We start from the raw sequence: 20487 nt of genomic DNA on the forward strand, positions 1-20487 counted from the left end.
CTTGTATAGAAAACAAATCAATTCAATTCAGGTAGTTAGTTTCCTAAACGGACAGCCTGATTTTCCATACTTTTCTCCCAGTCATCTGCAAATACCGCATGACCATTTTTAACCATTTTTCTCATAGTTTCTTTTACAGCTTCTTGTATAGGGGCAGGAAATGTATAAAGTTTCTTATTGATTTTTGTAATTCGGCCATCCGCAATTTCACTATTTTGATGTTTGATCGTTATTCTTCGTTTGTTATGATATGCTAAAATTCGTACTCTACCATCCACATAGTTGTTCTCAGTCGTTGTGCCGTATACAACGATTGGATCCACTGATCCGTCTCCATCATAATCAAATAATTGCGAGTATTGATTCCAGAAACCGATGGAAGTTTCCCATTGATTATCAATTTCTCCTTTTATTGTAGATCTCTTCTTGAATTTGTTATTGTCCACTCTAACGCTCATTGCGTAAACATTATCATATAGCGTATCGTTTTTCTCAGTTACATTTTTAACATGATCGGTTAGAAGAAAATAATATACTCCAGATTTATCATTATAGGAATATGCTTGATATAGATCATTAGAAATACCTAATTGAATTTGTCTGTTTGTATTAAACTTAGCATTCATCTCTTTCTTAGGTAATTTTCTTACTAAAAAAGTATCGATGGCTATCGAACTATATTTTTCTATTGGAAGGGCATTTGCAGCTGCTGTAGCATCCGATTTTGAAGTGTTTTCATCAGCTTCTTTTTTTTTGTTTCCACAAGAAATAATAAATAAGATGGTAACAACTAGTAAAAATTTATTCATAGATATAAGGGGGATTAATAAAATTGATTACAATTTATTCTGTATTAAAATTAAAAAATATTTTCTAATTATAGCCTTATATCATCTGGCAATCAACTAAATCTGTAATAATATGCCATAATAGAGCAATGCCAAAGATTCTAGTTCTGTTGAAAAATAATAAAATGCTGTAGAAAATTATAGCGTATGTATTATGTAAAAAATGAAATCCAACACTGCATCGATTAGGATCAAAAATTGGATCTGCTGCCAAATGATCTAGGTCTATCAGCATTGCGGAAAGAAAAATAAAATACACTGATTTCCATTTTTTAGGATAAAAAATAAAAGCAATCCCTAAAGGGATCATAAAATGAAAACCATAATGTATCATAAAACGATACATCAATGAATCATTTGATTTTCTAAATATGTAATAGCATTGGTCCCTTCATTGAATAATAAATCCAAAATTGAAAGGTTAGAGATAAATCCATGTTTTTCAGAAAATACCTGGATGTACGATGATAATGTATGGAGCTTGTCTTTTTTGGCATTTACAAGATTCCTTTGGTCGGTTAAATCACTGTATTCTTTTAGAAAAGTTGCTGTTTTAGAATAGTTTACCTCCAATTGTAAACAATCGCTAACTGCTTCCATGCACTCATAATTAAAATCTAAAAGATAATCTTTCTTTTTTTCAAAAAGAGAAGCTAGTTCATCTTCATAATACTCGAAAAAAGGAGAGGTTCTATATGCTGTTTGTATGGATTTCCAATGTAGTGACTGCCATTGAAATTCATTTTCTATTCTTACATCTTTATACAATTGTTTACCATTACCGTGTTTGCCAGTGTGTTTGATCGGTATGGTTAATAGTAGTTTACCATTTGCTCCATAAATATACGTTCTATTGCGATACGTTTGTTTTTGGTAGTTATCATGGTTTTCAAAAATAATAGTATCATTTTGAGACATGGCAGCGTACTGCGCAATAGATCCAAAATACATAGGATGTAGTAGAACAGTTTTCAAGGTTGTGAACTTAAGTTTTCTTAATAAATGATCAGTAGGGTTGTTAGTAGCAATTATGATGCTTTTTTTCTTTTTCTATACTGACTAAATCCAATCCAGCCCACTAATGCAATTAAGAAATAATAGAAATAAGAAACGGGTTCTCCATTACCTCCAACAGTTGTAAACAAACGTTTCCATCTTATTTTATTTAAAAATCCGTTAGCGTTACTATCCCAGCTCATCCATACGAATACTGGTTTCCCTACCACATGATTCGCAGGGACATACCCCCAAGTTCTACTATCTTCACTGTTATGACGGTTGTCTCCCATCATCCAATAATAATCTTGTTTAAAGGTGTAGCTATCTATAGGGTTTCCGTTAAGTAGTATTTGAGATCCTTTTACGGTTAGTTTATTCTCAATTCCCATTTCAGAACCTTCATAAACTTCTATAATTCTTCGGTATAACGAAAAACTCTTTAGATCTATTTTTACCGTTTTTCCCTCTTCAGGAATATAGATAGGGCCAAAGTTGTCGTTATTCCAGTTAACTTTTCCGTTATTAGGAAAGATATTAGGATCTTTTTCTCCTTTTGGTTGTATTCTCCTTTTTAATTCAGAAACTCCTGGCTTATTTTTGAACTTTTCAGCATTTTCCTTTGTCAAGAACACAAAAGGACGCTGCAGGTTTCCGTCAAAACCAATTTCACCAGGTTTTATTTTATAACGGTCATATAATACATCTTGGGTAAAATCACCTCCTTTTTTCTTAAAAGAATAAGTAAACTGAATATCCGCTCGATCTGGTAATTCGGTTTGTTTTCCATTTATATGTACATATCCATCCACTACCGATAAAGAATCACCAGGCACTCCTACGCATCGTTTTACGTAATTAGACTTTTTATCGATAGGTTTATAAACATGAATTCCAGAAGGGTCTCTAAAGAATCTTACTGTGTCCACTGGCCAGCTGAATACTACAATATCATTACGTTTAATTTTCTGAAAACCTGGTAGTCTAAAATATGGATATTGAATATCGCTATTGTAGGATTTAGTTTTTACCAATGGTATCGTATCATGCACCATAGGAAATGAAACGGATGTCATAGGTGTTCTGGCACCGTAATGAAATTTACTTACGAATAAGAAGTCTCCTACTAATAAAGTTCTTTCTAAGGAACCGGTTGGAATGGTATAAGGTTGCATGAAATAGGTGTGTACCAGAGTAGCTGCTACAACCGCAAATAGAATAGAACTAATCCATTCTCCCGTTCCCGTTTTGGGTTTCAAGTCTCTTTCCGGAATGTGAGTTACATCGAGCATATAATTCACATAATAGATGTAAAATCCTAAAGTAGCTATTACCAATATCGTGTCTGCGGTAGTGTTTTTTCCAAAACTCCTGATGGTTTCCACCCAGATAACAGGTAACATAATTACATTAATTACAGGAATAAACAATAAAATTACCCACCACAAAGGACGATTAATTATTTTCATTAGTACCACAGCATTGTAAACAGGTACCCCTGCTTCCCAAACTTTCCTTCCTGCTTTAACATATAATTTCCATGTTCCCAAGAAGTGTATTACTTGGATAACAAAGAAAAAAATTAACCATTCCGATAGTGTCATTCTATGTGTTTTTTTAGTATAAGTATAAGTAACACAAAAAGTGTTACACTTTTTATTAGTTTAGTTTATATTCCTAAAACGTCTTTCATTCCATAAACACCCGTTTTACCGACAAGCCATTCTGCTGCAATTACGGCGCCTAAAGCAAATCCCTGACGATTATGAGCGGTATGTTTAATTTCAATATCATCAACGGCAGAGGTGTAGGTTACAGTATGTGTTCCTGGAACATTTTCTATTCTTTTTGCAACGATAGGAATTGTTTTGTCATCGCCTTGGTCTAATTGCCAATTAGTTTTAGCACTATTTTCGATGATTCCTTCTGCTAATGTTATTGCGGTACCACTTGGTGCATCAAGCTTTTGAGTATGATGAATTTCTTCCATATGAATATTGTATCCTTCTACAGGATGCATCATCTTGGCAAGTTTTTTATTCAATTCAAAAAAAAGATTTACCCCAAGACTATAATTGGAGGCATAAATAAAGCCACCATTTTTTTCTTTACATAAGCTGATAATTTCATCATAATGATCTAACCAACCAGTAGTTCCAGAAACGATTGGAACACCAGCTGCAAAACATTTGGTGATATTATCAACGGCGGCCGAAGGAATGCTGAAATCAATAGCGATATCGGCAACAGAGATATCATACTCTGTATCATCTTTGTCTACGGTAAGTACAATGTTATGACCTCTTTCGGTCGCAATTTTTTCAATGGTTTTCCCCATCTTACCATATCCTAAAAGAGCAATATTCATATTTTTGGTGGTTGTATTCTAATTAAAATCTAAAAACTATAATTTAATGACATTCCATAACTAGGGGTGTAATCAAATTCGTTAATATTTATTTTGGGTTGAAAAGTCAGGTCTTTTGAAACATTAAATTGTTGCAAATGCGCAGTAACATTAGCATCTATAATATTTAATACATATAGGCCCGCGGTAATTAGTATTGATAATTCCTGATCTCTCCTAAATCTACGTTGTCGATCAATTAACTGCTCATCGGTTAGGACACTTAATCTATTGCTGGGATCATCAGGGATTCCTGCCAACCTTCCTTTATAAAAATCTCGTGCTTCTGTATATTGATCATTATTAAAGGTGTAAAAGTAGATACCAGCTCCTAAGGCTCCATACACAATAGGAATTTTCCAATACTTTCCAGTATATGCTTGACCTAAACCTGGTAATACCGCAGAATAAAAAGCAGCTCTTGCGGGAGCAAGAGGTTCATAAGGTTTAATCTTTTTATTTCTTTTTCTCTTTTTTTTAACAGCAACTTCTTCAGTAACTACTTTTAGCTCTTCGTTTTCATTATTATCTTCTTCTTGAGCGAAAATGTTATGAACAAAACAGCATAAGAATAAAACGATATAAATGGATTTAATTTTCACTATCAATAAGTTTCTTTAGGCGTTTAAAATCTTCTTCAGAAGAAAAAGGGATGATTAATTTCCCTCGTCCATTACTGGAAACTTTAACATCTATTTTAGCTCCAAAATATTCCGAAAAATCTTTGATCCCTTTCAAAATATATTGTGGCGCTTTTTGTTCAGTTTTTTCAGTAGCAGGTTTTTCTTCTTTATTGTTTAAAGACCTAACTAATTTTTCAGTGTTACGAACCGATAAAGAATCTCCAATAATTTTTTCGTAGATATCTAACTGTTGTTGTTTGCTTTCTACATTAATTAAAGCTCTTCCGTGTCCCATTGAGATAAACCCATCTCTAATACCAGTTTGTACAATAGGATCTAATTTTAACAGTCTTAGGTAATTAGCAATAGTTGATCTCTTTTTACCAACACGATCACTTAATTGTTCTTGAGTTAACTTAATTTCGTCTATTAATCTTTGATATGATAATGCAATCTCTATGGGATCTAAATCCTGACGCTGAATGTTTTCAACCAGTGCCATAGTAAGAGATTCCTGATCGTCGGCAATACGTATATAAGCAGGTATCGTTTTAAGTCCTACTAGTTTAGAAGCACGAAAACGTCTTTCACCACTGACTAGCTGGTATTTGTCAAAGTCTAATTTACGAACTGTTATTGGCTGAATTACGCCAATTTCTTTGATGGAGGTAGCTAGCTCCTGAAGTGTTTCGTCATTAAAACTTGTACGTGGTTGGAAAGGATTTACATCAATACTTCCCAAGTCTAATTCTATAATATTTCCAACAACTTTATCAGCATTTTTATCTTCTGCTGATTTTATATCATTTTCAGGATCTTTCAATAAAGCTGATAATCCTCTTCCTAAAGCCTGTTTTTTCGTTGCCTTCGCCATAAATCCTTAACTATTTTTCTTTATAATCTCGTGCGCCAAACTTAAATAATTACTAGCTCCTTTACTAGCAGCATCATAATTAATTATACTCTCACCATAACTTGGGGCTTCACTTAAACGTATATTTCTCTGAATGATTGTTTTAAACACCATTTCATTGAAATGCTTCTGTACTTCTTCAACTACTTGATTAGATAAACGTAATCTAGAATCATACATAGTTAATAACAATCCTTCGATATCAAGTTGTTCATTATGAATTTTTTGAACACTCTTGATTGTGTTTAATAATTTGCCTAATCCCTCAAGCGCAAAATATTCACATTGGATAGGAATAATTACCGAATCTGAAGCTGTAAGTGCATTTAGCGTTAAAAGTCCTAATGAAGGAGCGCAATCGATTAAAATATAATCATATTCCGACTTTAGGTCATTTACAGCTTTTTTCAGCATATATTCTCTTTCATCCTTATCCACCAATTCAATTTCAATAGCAACCAGATCAATATGAGCTGGTATAATATCTACATTCGGAGAAGTGGTTTCTAATATAGCTTCAGAAGGATTGATTGTATGCTCGAGGATTTGATAAGTTCCTTTTTCGATACTTTCAACATCTAAACCTAATCCAGATGTAGCATTCGCTTGTGGATCGGCGTCTATTAGTAACACTTTTTTCTCTAGTACTCCTAGAGAAGCTGCTAAATTTACAGAGGTGGTTGTTTTACCAACACCACCCTTTTGATTGGCAATCGCTATTATTTTACCCATAGGGGGAGATTTGGATTTTAAGCGATAAAAATACAATTAATTATACATTATAAAAATGAAAAATGTTAACAGTGTTTAATAAAAAAGGTCGTCAGTTGTAACTGACGACCTTATAGAGCATTAATAAGTATTTTTTAAATTTTTTGATTGATTCCTTATTTATTCAAATTAAGACTATAACCTAATTTAAAAAAATATGACTGAATTGGATAATTACTGTCTATGTTTTCTAGAAAATCACCTATATTTTCATAACCAGCTCTAAATTGAATCGATGATTTTGTAGAAATTAAGAAATCAGCTCCGATCTCAAGTCCGAATCCCGAAGTGGATCCCACAATGTTTGTTGGTCCATCACTATAAAGAAATTCTTGGTCTCCATCCTCATTAATTCTTAAATATGCATCATCTTTATTAAGTATTCTGCTGTTTATATAATAAACTCCTAGAACTGGGTTGATTTTTTTTCTAGTTTCGAATAGAAAATATTGAGCCCCCAGTTTTATATTTAATAGCTTAAGATTAACCCGTGTTGTTTCAAAATTTCTTGAAAAAATATTACTGCGTACATATTCTCCATCAGTATTTATTTCATTATAGTTTAGGCCAATATTGAATGATAAATGAGAATTGAAGAAATTTGGATTGTAAGAATATTCTAATCCTAAAACGGGATTAGATGAGCTAGCAAAATCTCTGCCTCTTAAATTTGGAGCACTTTCCTTAATAGATGCAAAATTATATCCTACAGAGATGTTTATTGACTGTATTGCTTTTCTTCCTATTCTTTCAGAAACAAAACCTAACTCATTCACACAATTATTATAAGCTTTAAAAGTTTTTGCAAGACCTTTTAAACTAAATTTGGTTGAATTAATTTCTTTGGAAATATCGTTACAATCGTTAAATTCCAAATTTAAAATTCCTATAAATTCTTTAAAAATGAAATTTTTATTATTACTAATTCTTTTTTGAACTTTAAGTTCTTTTAAATCTGACTTTTTTGATTTTAAAAAAAAATGATTATTCTTATTTTCATCTCTATAAAATAGAAGATCTGCTTTTCCTTCAATTAGAACTTCCATAAAAACAGTTCTTAAGTTTAAGGTTTGTGAGGTTACTTTTTTATTAATTTTATCAAAAGTGTAAAAATTAACTTGATTAGAAGTAAAAGATACTAACTCATCATTTTCTGATGTTTTGTACCAAATTTTATTCTCATTTACTTTTCGAATAAATTGAATTAGTCCTTTTTTTTCTTGTCCATTTTTGAGCACAATAACTCCTGGCTCAAATTTGTTTTGACCAAAGCTCATTATACTTGTTAAAAAGATGATAAGAATTGTAATATTGTTTTTCATGTTATTTTGTTTGTCGTTTCTTTTTAGTGTAACTAGGGTTAATTTTGTTACCTCAAAAACTGATATTTTTATTTAGAAATAGAAAAACAAAAAGGCCATCAGTTGTAACTGACGACCTTGTGGATGATTAATAGGTGAAATTTATTTTTTTTCTGGCATCAATACTCCCAATATATATCCAGCATCGACATATTTTTTGGCAACATCCTGAATGTCTTTTATTGTTAATTTCTCAACAGCCTCCGTATAACTTTCTTTGCTTTCAAATGGGATTTTATTGTAATCGGCATTTTGTAAGTTAGACAGCCAAAAAGAATTTTGTTTGCTACTTTCTTTGTAATCCAATAATCTAGATTCTTTGATTTTTGCTAAATCTTTTGCTGTAGGGCCATCTTTAATGACTTTCTTAACTTCTGCTATGGCAGCATCTGTAAGTTTTTTTACATTTTCAGGACCGCAAGGGAAAGATATAGAAAAACGATATCCACTATATCCACCAGAAGGTCCTATTTTGTACATATTGCCTCTGGCACCAACACCATAAACTCCACCTTCTTCTTCACGCAGTTTTTCGATTAATTTAATACTAAGAATTTCTCCTAAAGCAGCAATAGAAAGACTTTCCGATTTATTATACGGGGTTTCTCCTCTCCAAATAATGTTTACCATACTTTTAGGATCAGTTCCTTTGTAGATTGTTTTTTCGTGCGCACCAGAAAGTGGCCTAAAATCACTTGTTTTATAGGTTTCTTCTTTTCCGGTATCCGGTAAACTTCCTATATATTTCTCTGCATATGACTTTAATTTTTCTTCATCAATGTTTCCGACAAAGTAAAAATTAAAACCTCCAGCTCCAGCAAATCGTTCTTTATATTTCTGATAAGCTAAATCGTAATTTGTAGCATCTAATTTTTCTGCAGTTGGAAATCCTATATACCTTGGATTTTTTCCAAATTGGAACTTTCCAAATTCTTCGCGGAAATAGTTTTGAGGATTAGACAAGTAATTTGCCAAAAAACCTTTTGTTTTTGCTTGATCTGATCTAAAAGCTTTTTCATCCTTGTTTACATCTGTAAAGTATAGATGTACTTGTTGGAATAGGGTTTCCAAATCTTTTGGTGTTGTTGATCCATTAAAACCTTCGGATAATGAGCTAATATAAGGGCGTACTCTGGCAATTTTACCAGCCATTACCTTATTCATGTCGTTTAGTGATAACCCTCCTAATCCTGTTTGAGCAATACTTCCTAGTCCATGAGCTATTTGAAGATAATCTTCTGTAGAGAATAGAGAGCTCCCTCCATAACTAAATGCAGAAAACAGAATTTCATCATTTTTAAAATCTGTTTTTTTATAGATGATTTTAGCACCATTATTTAGCGTTAGTGTGGTCGCATCTAATTCCTTATTGTAATCCGAAGAAACTATTTTTCCAGGAGTAGGCACTTTTTCTAATAAATTTTCTCTAACCTTTTTGTCTTTATAATCTTCAATAGGAGCATTCTTTACCTCTTCAAGAAGGCTTAATATTTCTTCTTTAGTAACTTTCTTTAGTCCTTCTTTTTCAGGACCTGTCATGACAACAGCTCGATTGTCATCATGTATGAAGTTTTTAATGAGACTATTTGCTTCCTTTAATGTAATTGTAGGTAGCTGCTCCATCGTATACTTATACTCCCATTCAATTCCAGGAATAGGTTCCTGTACCAAAAAGTTGTTTATATACTCTCCCACAATTCTGCCTGATTCTCTTTTGTCTCTATCTTTAAACTGTTTTTCCCAACGAGCAACGATATCCTTTTTTGCACGTTCTAACTCTCCTTGTTTAAATCCATATTCTTGAACGCGCTTATTTTCTTGTAAAATAACCTTTAGCGCATTTAATTGTCCAGTTTCTGGAGTCATGGCAAATGATTGATATGCTTTGCGGTTGCGAGCAAAAGTTCCACTATGACTACTAAAAGCAAATACAAAAGGCGGGTTAGGAGTGTTACGTAATTCATCCAAACGATTATTCATCATTTGACTAAAGATGGATTTAATCAATTGATTTCTGTAATCATTTTCATTAGACATTGGAGTACTTAACTCCTTATCTTTATACATGATTCTAACAATAGAATTAGAGGCTTCTTTGTCAGAAGCAACAGCTATTAGCGTTTCTTCGTGGTTAGGAGTATCAAAAACTTCTCTTTTTGGAGGATTCTTAGGCATCTTTATGCCACCAAAATGATCCTTTATTTTCTTCTCTAATGTAGCAACATCTAGATCTCCCACAGCAACAACTGCCATTAAATCTGGTCTATACCAATCTTTATAAAAACTTCTTACGTCTTCGTATTTAAAATTTTCTAGGACCTCTTTAGTTCCGATAGGTAAACGTTCAGAATATTTAGAGTTATATGCTATAATTGGTAGGTATTGCTTAAGCATACGTTCATCAGCTCCTTTTCCTATTCTATATTCCTCTAAAACTACACCTCTCTCATCGTCTATACCTTCTTCTGTAAGCTCTGCATTGTGTGCCCAATCTTCTATAATCTGAAATCCTTTTTCTAACTTTTCTGGATCATCACTTGGGATAGGTAAGATATAAACTGTTTGGTCAAAACTAGTATATGCATTTAGGTCTGCACCGAATTTTACTCCAATAGTTTGTAGATAGTCTACCAAATCATTTTTCTTGAAGTTTTTGGTGCCATTAAAGTTCATATGTTCCATAAAATGAGCTAATCCTAGTTGCTTTTCATTTTCTAGAATGGAACCAGCATTTACAACAAGTCTCAATTCTACTTTATCTTCTGGTTTGCCGTTGTTTCTTATATAATAAGTTAGGCCATTTTCTAATTTTCCAACTTTCACATCAGGGTCAACTGGAATTTTAGCATTGTTTTTAAGTTGAGCAGAGGTTTTTAGTTCTTTATCCGCTGTCGTTTGTGCAATTCCCAAGAGCGGTAAACACCATAGAAATACTCCTAAGAATACATTAAAGATTTTTTTTCTAGTCATAGATGATTTGTAAAATATGAATTAATTTGTTTCAGTAATTGTCTAAAAATAGGAAAACTTTTATAATTCAACTATTATTTTAGTTGAATGTTTTGGTGATAACTATTTCCAGATAGAGTATATGAAATATATGTTTTCCAATCTAAAGTAGTATTAGAATTATATGATTCCATAAGTAAGTGTCGTTATACTGCAATTTGTTACCCTCTTTTGTAAATAAAAAAACTGGATATCATTTTCATGGTATCCAGTTTATATAAGATTTTAAAATCTTTGTAGGGATTTATTTATTCTTTTTAGCACGAATTGCTGCTTCGAGCATATCCCACATTTGTTCAGGAACTTGATCTAATAAGTTAAATTGACCTGCACCTTTCAACCATTCACCGCCATCTAATGTGATGACTTCACCATTTACATATGCCGAGAAATCAGAAACTAAATAGGCAGCAAGGTTTGCTAATTCTTGATGTTCTCCAAGACGTTGTAGAGGTACCTTTTTGGATAAATCAAATTTATCTTTCATGTCACCTGGTAATAATCGATCCCAAGCACCTTTGGTAGGGAAGGGGCCTGGTGCAATAGCATTAAATCTCATTCCGTATTTTGCCCATTCTACTGCCAAAGATCTTGTCATAGCAAGAACTCCAGCTTTGGCGGTTGCACTTGGTACAACATAAGCAGATCCTGTCCAAGCGTACGTAGTAACAATGTTCAGTACATTAGTATTCTCATATTTTGTGTCAATCCAGTGTTTACCAAAGGCAAGGGTACAGTTTTTAGTTCCTTTTAAAACAATATCTATGATGGTGTCAAAAGCATTGGCTGAAAGACGCTCTGTAGGAGAAATGAAGTTTCCCGCAGCATTGTTTAAAAGAATGTCAACGGTTCCAAAAGCTTCAATAACCTGATTCTTCATGTTTTCTACCTGATCATAATGTCTTACATCACATTGCAGGGGTAGACAAATTCCTCCTGTCTCTGCTTCGAGCTCTTTTGCTGTTCCTTCTAATTTTTCTAGATTACGTGATGTAATGGCAACTTTAGCTCCAAGTTCCATAAAATACTTGGTCATAGATTTTCCAAGTCCACTACCGCCACCAGTAACAACAATATTTTTTCCTTCTAGCGCTCCATCTCGAAGCATTTTATCCGTATAGCTCATATATCTTTGAATTATTATATCATAATTTTGCTGAAAGTTACGATTTATATTTAAAGTATTATGCATGCATAATACTTTAAATGTGATAACATCTTAATTTAAATACAGTTTAAACAAATATATCATAAATAAAGGAGCAAACCTTTGATAGATCTTAAATCTTTTATTGTAAAATTTGGTTGCTATCATCATAGCTGTACCATTCAAAAGTAGGGGGTATCTACATCAAAATCTAGGCTATTTTTTTTGCACTTTGATGTTAATATTATTGCATCATCTGATTTACCATTACTCTTCTTTTTCCAGAGGCTAATAATGGAATTTCAGAAACATATTCCACTTTTATAATAGCATCGTCACCTAAATACTTTTTGAAATCGGCAATAAGTTCGTTTTCTTTTTCAAAATTTTGTAGTGCATTTAGTTTTAGTGTATAGTGTTTCTGGTTTGTTTGAATTAATTGGCATTGGGCTAGCTGTAAATATTTGTTTACGATGAGAACAATGTTGAATGTAATGATTTCGCCATCTGTATTAGTAATAGCATCAATTTTTCTTCCGGTTATTTGGGTAAGTACTTTTTTGTTATCAATCTCTTCTATCATTCCTAAATCTCCAGTATCATAACGAATCATTGGATTGTATTGATTAAAAAGATCTGTAATTACAATTCTTCCAAGTGCACCATTTTGTTGTTGTTCGTCATTTTCTAGATTTAGTATTTCTAGATAATAACTAGCTTCATTAATAATAAAATAATTTTTATTATTAGGCTGTTGTGCAATAATGCCGTTTTCTATATTAGAATATCTGGAAATAGGAGTTATACCGAAATATTTGCTTGTAGATTCTTTAGTGTATTCGTTGAGTTTTTCTGATATCGTAATGATAGATTTTACAGCATTAGAACGAAAGTTTGGATTTGTGCTATCCAAATGTTTACATATCTTTTCAAAAGCAGATACATATCCCAACAAGCATATATTACCTTTTCCTTTTTGTATGTTTTTTAAAAGATTTTCCATAAAAGAAGGTGTAAGATCAAAAACATCAATAGGTACAATGTTTTGCGCAAAGTTGATAAAGGATTTTTTCTTTTCGAAAGCATTCCATAATCTAAAAAAGAATAATTTGTCTCCAATATTGTATCCAGCTTTCTCCCAAAAGTATAGATTATCCGAAGTGTTACGGATGGTTTTTGATATGTCCTGGTGAACAGTAAAAGGAGTTCCGGTAGAACCACTTGTAGAAACGGTTCTCTTTTTCTCATTTTGAAAAGATTCGGATTGGAATGCTTTGAAATTTTCTCTAAAGATATTTTTGTTTATCACAGGAAATTCTGTGATCTGCGGTTTCATATTTTTGTAATAAGGTACAGTATTGATAGCATGTTGCAGGATAGCATCTAAATATTCTTTTTTTCTTTTAGTAGATGTTTTAGAATTAACATTTTCTAGTAAAGATTGTATATCCTGAAAATTTGACTTTTTTTTACTTCCAGTTAGCGTGTCAATGGTCCAGAATAAAAAGTTACGTAGGTTGTTTAACATAATAATATTGGGCAGTTAGAATGGGGCAGGAGATTTTTTAAGAAAATAATATTAAGCTTCTTCTAAAATTTCTTTGAATATTGGATTTTTCAGATACCCTCCGTAGATAATGTCTGGTGTTATTAAAGAATTGTTATCATTTCCTTCTACTAAGATAGGTCCTTTTTTTCCTATCGCAATATCCCAACCAATGATACGATCAGGGATGAGTGTAATCGCTCTTAATACTAACTCTTTCGATTCTTCAAAATAGGGGATTTGAAAATCATTGAATATGATATTGGAGTCAGGATGTTTGATTAACTGCTTTCCTCCATGTTTCATCAGTTGATGGCTTTTTCCTTTTAGTTTTCCTTCTTTTAGATCTACAGAAACACATATTCCACCTGCACTACTGTTATCTATAAAACTGCCTCCACTTCCAAATCTCATAAAAGCAGATAGGATATGTTTTTCTCCATTTTTGTCAATATAAGTCGTGAAACGAATAGTATTAATACTATGCTGATATATCATATTGATTTTAGGATGTTGTACGATTATTTTTTGGTGAACGAAGTTATCATTAACTATTTCCTCATAGTATTTTGTTACCTGATTGTGGAGGTTACTTCTATTAATAAGAAAGCATCCTTTTCCTCCCATTCCTGTGTTAGATTTCAGAAATAATCCGTTGATTTCATTTTGGTTGAATTGAGACTCAAAAAATTGAATTAGTTTATCTTTTGAATCAATTTGATTTGGTTGTGAATTAAGGTAAAATTCATTCTTATGATTATAGCTCACCAACTGAGGAACAGGGAAATTGTTTTCCTCCATAAATAAAGCAAAAGAAAGCTTGTTTCTTAAGAGTTTAGAAAATTGAATCCGATGAAGTTTTTTGGATAATGTTATTTTATCTACTTCTTTACTACTCAAATAATCTTTATAGTTTGAAACATCTTTTCGATATAAAAATTTTCCAAAATAGAAATAAGGTATTTCTTTCTTAACAACCCAGAAATGTAATGACTCTTTTAGGATGCGATAAATGCTTTTCCTGTTTTCATCATTAATAATAACAGATACTCTTCTTATGAAAAGGTTAAGTTTCTTTTTCATCTTATCAATAAAATGGGGAATAATTCGATAAACTTTGTTTATAGAACGAACTTTGAACTATTTTATTTAGTAAATAAATAATTATTTTTAAAATAGTTTTTAACCCTATTTTACTCCGTAAAACTTCATGTTAATATGGCATAGTATACCATATTTTTAATTTCCAAAAACACGTTTAGTCCATTAAAATTAGATTATTAATTACAGTAGTCTCTATTTGATTTTTTTAATAAAATTACTCGAAAGTAGAAATTAGTATATCGAGAATTGTAATTGCTGCATCACTAATTTTGGTTCCTGGTCCAAAAATAGCTACGGCTCCTTCTTGAAATAAGAAATCGTAATCATCTGGCGGAATTACTCCTCCAACTATTACCATTATATCTTCTCTACCATGGTTTTTCAATTCTTCAATAATTTGTGGAACTAATGTTTTATGTCCACCAGCTAAAGAAGAAACCCCAACAATATGCACATCATTTTCCACAGCTTGTTTAGCAGCTTCAGCAGGAGTTTGGAATAAGGGGCCTATATCTACATCAAAACCAACATCTGCATAACTAGTTGCTACCACTTTAGCACCACGATCATGGCCATCTTGCCCCATTTTTGCAATCATAATTCTGGGTCTTCTTCCTTCTAATTCAGAGAATTGATTAGCAAGTTGTCTTGCTTTATTAAAAGACTCATCATTTTTTATTTCCTTAGCATACACTCCTGTAAACGATTTTATTTCGGCTTTATATCTTCCAAATTCTTTTTCTAATGCGTCACTAATTTCTCCCAAAGTGGCTCTCAGTCTAGCTGCATTTACAGCTAATTGCAATAAATTTTGCTTATCATCTTTGGCAGCAAGCGCTAGTTGATGTAGTGCTTCTTGTACAGCTTTTTCGTCTCTTGATTCTTTTACCTTGTTTAGACCTGCTATTTGCTGGTTTCTTACCGCATTATTGTCAACTTTCAGTGTAGCAATATGTTCTTCTTCTTCCAGTTGGTATTTGTTTACTCCAACAATTACATCTTGCTGACTATCTATTTTGGCTTGTTTGCGCGCCGCAGCTTCTTCGATACGCATTTTAGGAATTCCTGCTTCTATGGCTTTAGTCATTCCTCCAAGTTCTTCTACTTCTTCAATGAGTTTCCAAGCTTTTTCTGCAATCTCATTGGTCAAAGATTCTACGTAATAACTTCCTGCCCATGGATCTACAGTTCTGTTTATTTGCGTTTCTTTTTGTAGATATATTTGTGTGTTTCTAGCAATTCTAGCGGAGAAATCTGTAGGTAGCGCTATAGCTTCATCTAATGCATTTGTATGAAGGCTCTGTGTACCACCAAAAGCAGCAGCACTTGCTTCTATACAGGTCCTGGCAACGTTATTAAAAGGATCTTGTGCTGTAAGACTCCAACCACTTGTTTGACAGTGTGTTCTTAGCATTAAAGATTTTGGATTTTTTGGGGTAAACTGTTTGATTAATTTAGCCCAAAGCATGCGAGCGGCACGCATTTTTGCAATTTCCATGAAATGGTTCATTCCGATTGCCCAAAAGAAGGATAATCTAGGAGCAAAAGAGTCTACATCTAGTCCGGCTTCAATTCCTTTTCGAACGTATTCCAATCCATCAGCTAGGGTATAGGCAAGTTCAATATCACAAGTAGCTCCTGCTTCTTGCATATGATATCCAGAAATACTTATTGGATTAAATTTAGGCATGTTTTTAGAGCAATATTTAAAAATATCACTTATGATTCTCATCGATGGTGTAGGAGGATATATATAGGTGTTTCGAACCATAAACTCCTTTAAAATATCATTTTGAATAGTTCCGGATAATAACTTTTGATCAACTCCTTGTTCTTCTGCGGCAACAATGTAGAAAGCCATAATAGGAAGTACAGCGCCATTCATAGTCATGGACACAGACATTTTATCCAACGGGATTTGATCAAAAAGTACTTTCATGTCCTCTACCGTATCAATGGCTACTCCTGCCATTCCTACATCACCAAACACTCTTTCATGATCACTGTCATAACCACGATGTGTGGCTAGATCAAAAGCAACAGATAGTCCTTTTTGTCCTGCGGCTAAGTTTCTTCTATAGAATGCATTACTTTCCTCGGCAGTAGAAAACCCAGCATACTGGCGTATTGTCCATGGTCTTCTTACATACATAGTAGAATATGGACCGCGTAAATATGGAGGAATTCCTGCTGCAAAATCGAGATGAGTTAGCTCTTCAATATCTTCTTTGCGATACGTAGGTTTTATTGAAATTCCCTCAGCTGTGGTGAAAGAGGGATTGTTAATTTTAGAATTCTGTTGAGAAGGTTCTTTATTTATTATAATGTTTTGAATATTCTTCCTTGCCATTTTAAAATTTCATTTTTTCGATATATTCATCAAAATGTTCTTCCAAAAGAGTGATTGATTTGATCATTCATATAGCTCGCCAGTAAAGTAATACATCTAATAATACTACGTAAAATAGAAATCAACAAGATACATTTGAGAAAATATACTTTTCTTTTTATTAAAGAATAACCATTAATAAAAATGTAAAATTACGGTTTTATTAATGATCTATTTTGAAAAATGCGAAATTAATTGATGGTTTATAAAGAAATTTATCAAAAAAATTAACCGAATGCTTTTTCGATTACCATGAGTATGGAATAGTAAATATCAAAAGCAATGAATTTCTTTATTTCATCAGCTTTGAACCGATCATCTGGGATATAATAAATTCGTTGTGCAATAAGTGAAGTACTCACATTTCCATCTTGCTCTAGGGTGCTTATGATGTTTTGAAAGTCATCACTATTACTATTGTTTTTTAGGCATTGGATCAATCCTCCTCTATAATTAAAGATTAAAATTTCTTCTTCGCCTTGATTTGGAGTTGTGCTTGGAGACGTTTTTTTTGTAGCTTCCTGATTTTCGTATTCGCTTAGTTTTACCCAAATAGAATTAGGGTCACTTGATTTCTTTTTAAATGTACGAGCTAATTGTATTGAGTTATCAGATGGTAGTTTTCTAAGATCTAAAGAAAGACTAGCTACTTCTGCTAAAAATGTTCGATACGTTTTGATGGAATCATTACCGAAGTTGTAATGCTCAAATAAATCTTTTTCAAAAGAATTGAAAGCCTTGCTGTACAAACCACTGGAATCAACAGTTAAACAATTGATACCACTTTGAGCGTGACTTATAACTGTAAAAAATAAAAATGCTATTATAGCGATTCTAGATCTAATCATTTGGGGCATCGATTAAGATTTAGTTTTGTTAATTGTTTACTGCTTAAATGTTAATATACACGAAAGTTAACAATAAATTCTTAATTATTAGCGTTATATTAGGTTTTTCTCAATTTTTTCACACAATCGCCTGCTAATAATTGGGTTTATTAATGTTTTTCTTACGTTTTTTTCTTGGAACACTTGTTTTTGTAAAGGAGGTATGATTTCATCTGGATTTTTAAATGTATTCGCTCCAGTTAAAATAATTTCCTCTTTATCAAAAAGCTCCTGTTCTTTATCTGCACTTTCTTTTATCTTCTTCTGAATAGTTCCAGTTTTTAGTTGACTCAAATAACCTCCACCTTCTTCTATATTCTTAAATAAAGCAAGTGCTTTTTCGGCTAATTGATTTGTTAAACTTTCGATATAATACGATCCTGATGAAGGATTATTTACGATATCAAAATAACTTTCGCTTTTCAAAATCAATAATTGATTTAGTGCAATTCTTGTACCAAAATCATTTTCTAGATTATAGATTTCATCATATCTTACATTGTGTATGACATCTGCTCCACCTAAAACAGCGCTCATGCACTCTGTTGTAGTACGAAGCATATTAACATTATAATCTAAAATTGTTTTATTTCTGTGTGAAGGATGTGCGAATATATAACATTTTTTTAACATATTATATTCTCCTGCTAAAGAATCCCATAAAACTCTTAAAGCCTGTATTTTTGCTATTTCGAAAAAGTAATTTCCACCAACGGCCACTTTAAAAATAACAGGTGTGTTTTTAAAAGGGTTATGGCTTTTATCTTGAAAATAATTTAAGTATTCATTTACATGTGCTAATCCATAAGCTAACTGTTGAATCATTGTAGCTCCAGCATTTTGAAACATACTTAAATGAACACTGATACAACTTTTTAATGAAGTTCCTTTTTCTAAAACTTTTTCTAATACATCATGATCCTCTTTTAGGCTTGTATACCAGTTCCCTGTTTTGCTTAAGTTTCCGATAATATCAGTAAGAACAAAAACATCAAGGGCTGATTTGCTAACAATCGCATTGAATTTTTCTATGTATTCAACAGATAAAAAAGTGGTTTCGATGTAAATAGTGATATCAGACTTAATATTTGATAATAATATTTGAGGATCTATTTTTTCTGAAAGAATATTAAAATAAATGGTTTCCGCACCTTTTTTTATAGCTTCATGAGCACTGTCATTTCCATCTGTAGCATCTTTGACCTCAATTTTTAGAGAATTTTTCCAAGTAGATGGATTTAAATTATCGATTGAAATGTTACTGATATCTTCTTTATTGTAGAAAGGTTTAACATCAATTCCTTCATATGATTTATAAATCAGTGCCTCATTATAGTCTGCTCCTTTAAGATCGAACTGAATTTTTTGTTTCCATTCTTTTGTAGAAACTTTATCAAATTGTTCAAACAAAGTTTTAGTCATCTTTCTTTTTTTTAGGGATACTGTCTTCGTATTCAATAATGTAAATTTCTTCATTGTCTTTCTTCATGAAGTACTCTTCTCTTGCGAATTTTTCAAGTTCGGTACTATCTTTCAGAATTTTTATATCCTTTTGATCTTTGACAATTTCCTTTTTGTAATATTCTTTATTTTCTTTTAACTCCTTGATTTCTTGATCTAATTCGCGATGGATTAACCATGAATTGGTATCCAAAAACAATATCCAAATCACAAATACCAAAACAATCAACACATATTTATTAAAAAATATGGCAAATACAGGTATCAATGCAGGAGTATTCCTAAGCTTTTCGAAATATTGCTTTAGCTTCAATTTGGATTAAATCATTAATTGGTTATAAAGGTACAAAAGTTAATTCAAGCGTTCTTTTACTATTGTTCTTACAATATCTATAGCAACGTTATTATAATTATTATTTGGTATAATTAGATCCGCAAATTCTTTAGTAGGATCAATAAATTGTTGGTGCATAGGTTTTAAGGTGTTTTGATACCTGTCTAGAACTTCTTCCATATCACGACCTCTTTCTGCAATATCTCTTTTTAAACGTCTTATCAATCGTTCATCACTATCAGTTTGAACATATATTTTAATATCAAACATCTCGCGAATTTTTGGATTGGTAAGAATTAAAATCCCTTCTACGATGATTACTTTACTAGGTTTTGTAAGAACCGTGTCTTTGGTTCTATTATGTTCTACAAAGGAATATACGGGTTGTTCTATCGTTTCTCCTTTTCTTAAAGCTGTAAGATGTTCTCCTAATAAATCGAAGTCTATAGATTGCGGATGATCAAAGTTTATCTTAGTTCTTTCTTCGTATCTAAGGTGACTAGTATCCTTATAATAAGAATCTTGAGAGATTACACAGACTTCGTTTTCAGGTAGTTCGTTGACAATTTGTTTTACCACGGTTGTTTTACCACAACCAGTTCCTCCTGCAATACCAATAATTAACATTCCCAATATTTTTTTGCAAATTTAGAAATAGTTATTGAGTTATTATACGTTTAACTTGTAGAGT

The 20487-nt window shown here is 32.1% G+C and carries 18 protein-coding genes; all 18 read right to left on the minus strand.

From position 1 onward, the window contains the following. Positions 1-35: 35 nt before the first annotated feature. Positions 36-809: a M949_RS01915 family surface polysaccharide biosynthesis protein gene (locus ABD077_RS17795; protein WP_343913591.1), complete on the minus strand. Its 774-nt coding sequence runs from the start codon at positions 807-809 to the stop codon at positions 36-38. A 76-nt stretch (positions 810-885) separates the two neighbouring features. Then, positions 886-1194, minus strand: coding sequence for a DUF6122 family protein (locus tag ABD077_RS17800; RefSeq protein WP_343913592.1), 309 nt, complete (start codon positions 1192-1194; stop codon positions 886-888). Then, on the minus strand, positions 1194-1823 hold the full coding sequence (locus tag ABD077_RS17805) for a WbqC family protein (RefSeq protein ID WP_343913593.1): 630 nt from the start codon (positions 1821-1823) through the stop codon (positions 1194-1196). Before ABD077_RS17805 ends, ABD077_RS17800 begins: the two co-directional genes overlap by 1 nt. Positions 1824-1876: 53 nt before the next feature. Continuing rightward, the gene (gene lepB, locus ABD077_RS17810) at positions 1877-3448 is read right to left on the minus strand and encodes a signal peptidase I (protein WP_343913594.1); all 1572 of its coding nucleotides are present in this window, start codon (positions 3446-3448) and stop codon (positions 1877-1879) included. Between the two features lie 65 nt (positions 3449-3513). Further along, on the minus strand, positions 3514-4212 hold the full coding sequence (gene dapB, locus ABD077_RS17815; RefSeq protein ID WP_343913595.1) for a 4-hydroxy-tetrahydrodipicolinate reductase: 699 nt from the start codon (positions 4210-4212) through the stop codon (positions 3514-3516). A 29-nt stretch (positions 4213-4241) separates the two neighbouring features. Continuing rightward, complete coding sequence (locus tag ABD077_RS17820) at positions 4242-4853, minus strand: DUF5683 domain-containing protein (protein WP_343913596.1); 612 nt, start codon at positions 4851-4853, stop codon at positions 4242-4244. Then, a complete protein-coding gene (locus tag ABD077_RS17825; RefSeq protein ID WP_343913597.1) occupies positions 4843-5748 on the minus strand; it encodes a ParB/RepB/Spo0J family partition protein in 906 nt (301 codons plus the stop codon). Before ABD077_RS17825 ends, ABD077_RS17820 begins: the two co-directional genes overlap by 11 nt. A 6-nt stretch (positions 5749-5754) precedes the next feature. Further along, positions 5755-6519 carry a ParA family protein gene (locus tag ABD077_RS17830; protein WP_343913598.1) on the minus strand — a complete coding sequence of 255 codons (765 nt, stop codon included), beginning with the start codon at positions 6517-6519 and terminating at the stop codon, positions 5755-5757. Between the two features lie 155 nt (positions 6520-6674). Continuing rightward, positions 6675-7880, minus strand: a complete 1206-nt coding sequence (locus ABD077_RS17835) for a hypothetical protein (protein WP_343913599.1) — start codon at positions 7878-7880, stop codon at positions 6675-6677. A 141-nt stretch (positions 7881-8021) separates the two neighbouring features. Then, a complete protein-coding gene (locus ABD077_RS17840; RefSeq protein ID WP_343913600.1) occupies positions 8022-10889 on the minus strand; it encodes a M16 family metallopeptidase in 2868 nt (955 codons plus the stop codon). A 283-nt stretch (positions 10890-11172) separates the two neighbouring features. Further along, complete coding sequence (locus tag ABD077_RS17845) at positions 11173-12054, minus strand: SDR family oxidoreductase (RefSeq protein ID WP_343913601.1); 882 nt, start codon at positions 12052-12054, stop codon at positions 11173-11175. A 265-nt stretch (positions 12055-12319) separates the two neighbouring features. Beyond that, positions 12320-13603, minus strand: coding sequence for a phenylacetate--CoA ligase family protein (locus tag ABD077_RS17850; RefSeq protein ID WP_343913602.1), 1284 nt, complete (start codon positions 13601-13603; stop codon positions 12320-12322). A gap of 51 nt (positions 13604-13654) precedes the next feature. After that, positions 13655-14704: a sugar-transfer associated ATP-grasp domain-containing protein gene (locus tag ABD077_RS17855; protein WP_343913603.1), complete on the minus strand. Its 1050-nt coding sequence runs from the start codon at positions 14702-14704 to the stop codon at positions 13655-13657. 235 nt (positions 14705-14939) lie between these two features. After that, positions 14940-17075, minus strand: coding sequence for a methylmalonyl-CoA mutase (scpA, locus tag ABD077_RS17860; RefSeq protein ID WP_343913604.1), 2136 nt, complete (start codon positions 17073-17075; stop codon positions 14940-14942). Positions 17076-17341: 266 nt separating this feature from the next. Then, positions 17342-17962 carry a hypothetical protein gene (locus tag ABD077_RS17865; protein WP_343913605.1) on the minus strand — a complete coding sequence of 207 codons (621 nt, stop codon included), beginning with the start codon at positions 17960-17962 and terminating at the stop codon, positions 17342-17344. Between the two features lie 93 nt (positions 17963-18055). After that, positions 18056-19423: a methylmalonyl-CoA mutase subunit beta gene (locus ABD077_RS17870; RefSeq protein WP_343913606.1), complete on the minus strand. Its 1368-nt coding sequence runs from the start codon at positions 19421-19423 to the stop codon at positions 18056-18058. Beyond that, on the minus strand, positions 19416-19775 hold the full coding sequence (locus tag ABD077_RS17875; RefSeq protein ID WP_425545881.1) for an FtsB family cell division protein: 360 nt from the start codon (positions 19773-19775) through the stop codon (positions 19416-19418). Before ABD077_RS17875 ends, ABD077_RS17870 begins: the two co-directional genes overlap by 8 nt. A 39-nt stretch (positions 19776-19814) precedes the next feature. Beyond that, complete coding sequence (gene udk / locus ABD077_RS17880; RefSeq protein WP_299607013.1) at positions 19815-20423, minus strand: uridine kinase; 609 nt, start codon at positions 20421-20423, stop codon at positions 19815-19817. Between the last annotated feature and the right edge of the window lie 64 nt (positions 20424-20487).

The sequence above is a fragment of the Aquimarina litoralis genome (genome assembly GCF_039523995.1).
Classification (GTDB): Bacteria; Bacteroidota; Bacteroidia; order Flavobacteriales; family Flavobacteriaceae; genus Aquimarina; species Aquimarina litoralis.

Bases quoted from the DNA above. Each gene is read 5' to 3' on its own strand.
- ABD077_RS17870 (WP_343913606.1), bottom strand. From the start codon at position 19,423: ATGACTAAAACTTTGTTTGAACAATTTGATAAAGTTTCTACAAAAGAA.
- ABD077_RS17795 (WP_343913591.1), bottom strand. From the start codon at position 809: ATGAATAAATTTTTACTAGTTGTTACCATCTTATTTATTATTTCTTGT.
- ABD077_RS17855 (WP_343913603.1), bottom strand. From the start codon at position 14,704: ATGAAAAAGAAACTTAACCTTTTCATAAGAAGAGTATCTGTTATTATT.
- ABD077_RS17850 (WP_343913602.1), bottom strand. From the start codon at position 13,603: ATGTTAAACAACCTACGTAACTTTTTATTCTGGACCATTGACACGCTA.
- ABD077_RS17835 (WP_343913599.1), bottom strand. From the start codon at position 7,880: ATGAAAAACAATATTACAATTCTTATCATCTTTTTAACAAGTATAATG.
- ABD077_RS17845 (WP_343913601.1), bottom strand. From the start codon at position 12,054: ATGAGCTATACGGATAAAATGCTTCGAGATGGAGCGCTAGAAGGAAAA.
- ABD077_RS17840 (WP_343913600.1), bottom strand. From the start codon at position 10,889: ATGACTAGAAAAAAAATCTTTAATGTATTCTTAGGAGTATTTCTATGG.
- udk (WP_299607013.1), bottom strand. From the start codon at position 20,423: ATGTTAATTATTGGTATTGCAGGAGGAACTGGTTGTGGTAAAACAACC.
- ABD077_RS17825 (WP_343913597.1), bottom strand. From the start codon at position 5,748: ATGGCGAAGGCAACGAAAAAACAGGCTTTAGGAAGAGGATTATCAGCT.
- ABD077_RS17830 (WP_343913598.1), bottom strand. From the start codon at position 6,519: ATGGGTAAAATAATAGCGATTGCCAATCAAAAGGGTGGTGTTGGTAAA.
- ABD077_RS17800 (WP_343913592.1), bottom strand. From the start codon at position 1,194: ATGTATCGTTTTATGATACATTATGGTTTTCATTTTATGATCCCTTTA.
- scpA (WP_343913604.1), bottom strand. From the start codon at position 17,075: ATGGCAAGGAAGAATATTCAAAACATTATAATAAATAAAGAACCTTCT.
- ABD077_RS17865 (WP_343913605.1), bottom strand. From the start codon at position 17,962: ATGATTAGATCTAGAATCGCTATAATAGCATTTTTATTTTTTACAGTT.
- lepB (WP_343913594.1), bottom strand. From the start codon at position 3,448: ATGACACTATCGGAATGGTTAATTTTTTTCTTTGTTATCCAAGTAATA.
- dapB (WP_343913595.1), bottom strand. From the start codon at position 4,212: ATGAATATTGCTCTTTTAGGATATGGTAAGATGGGGAAAACCATTGAA.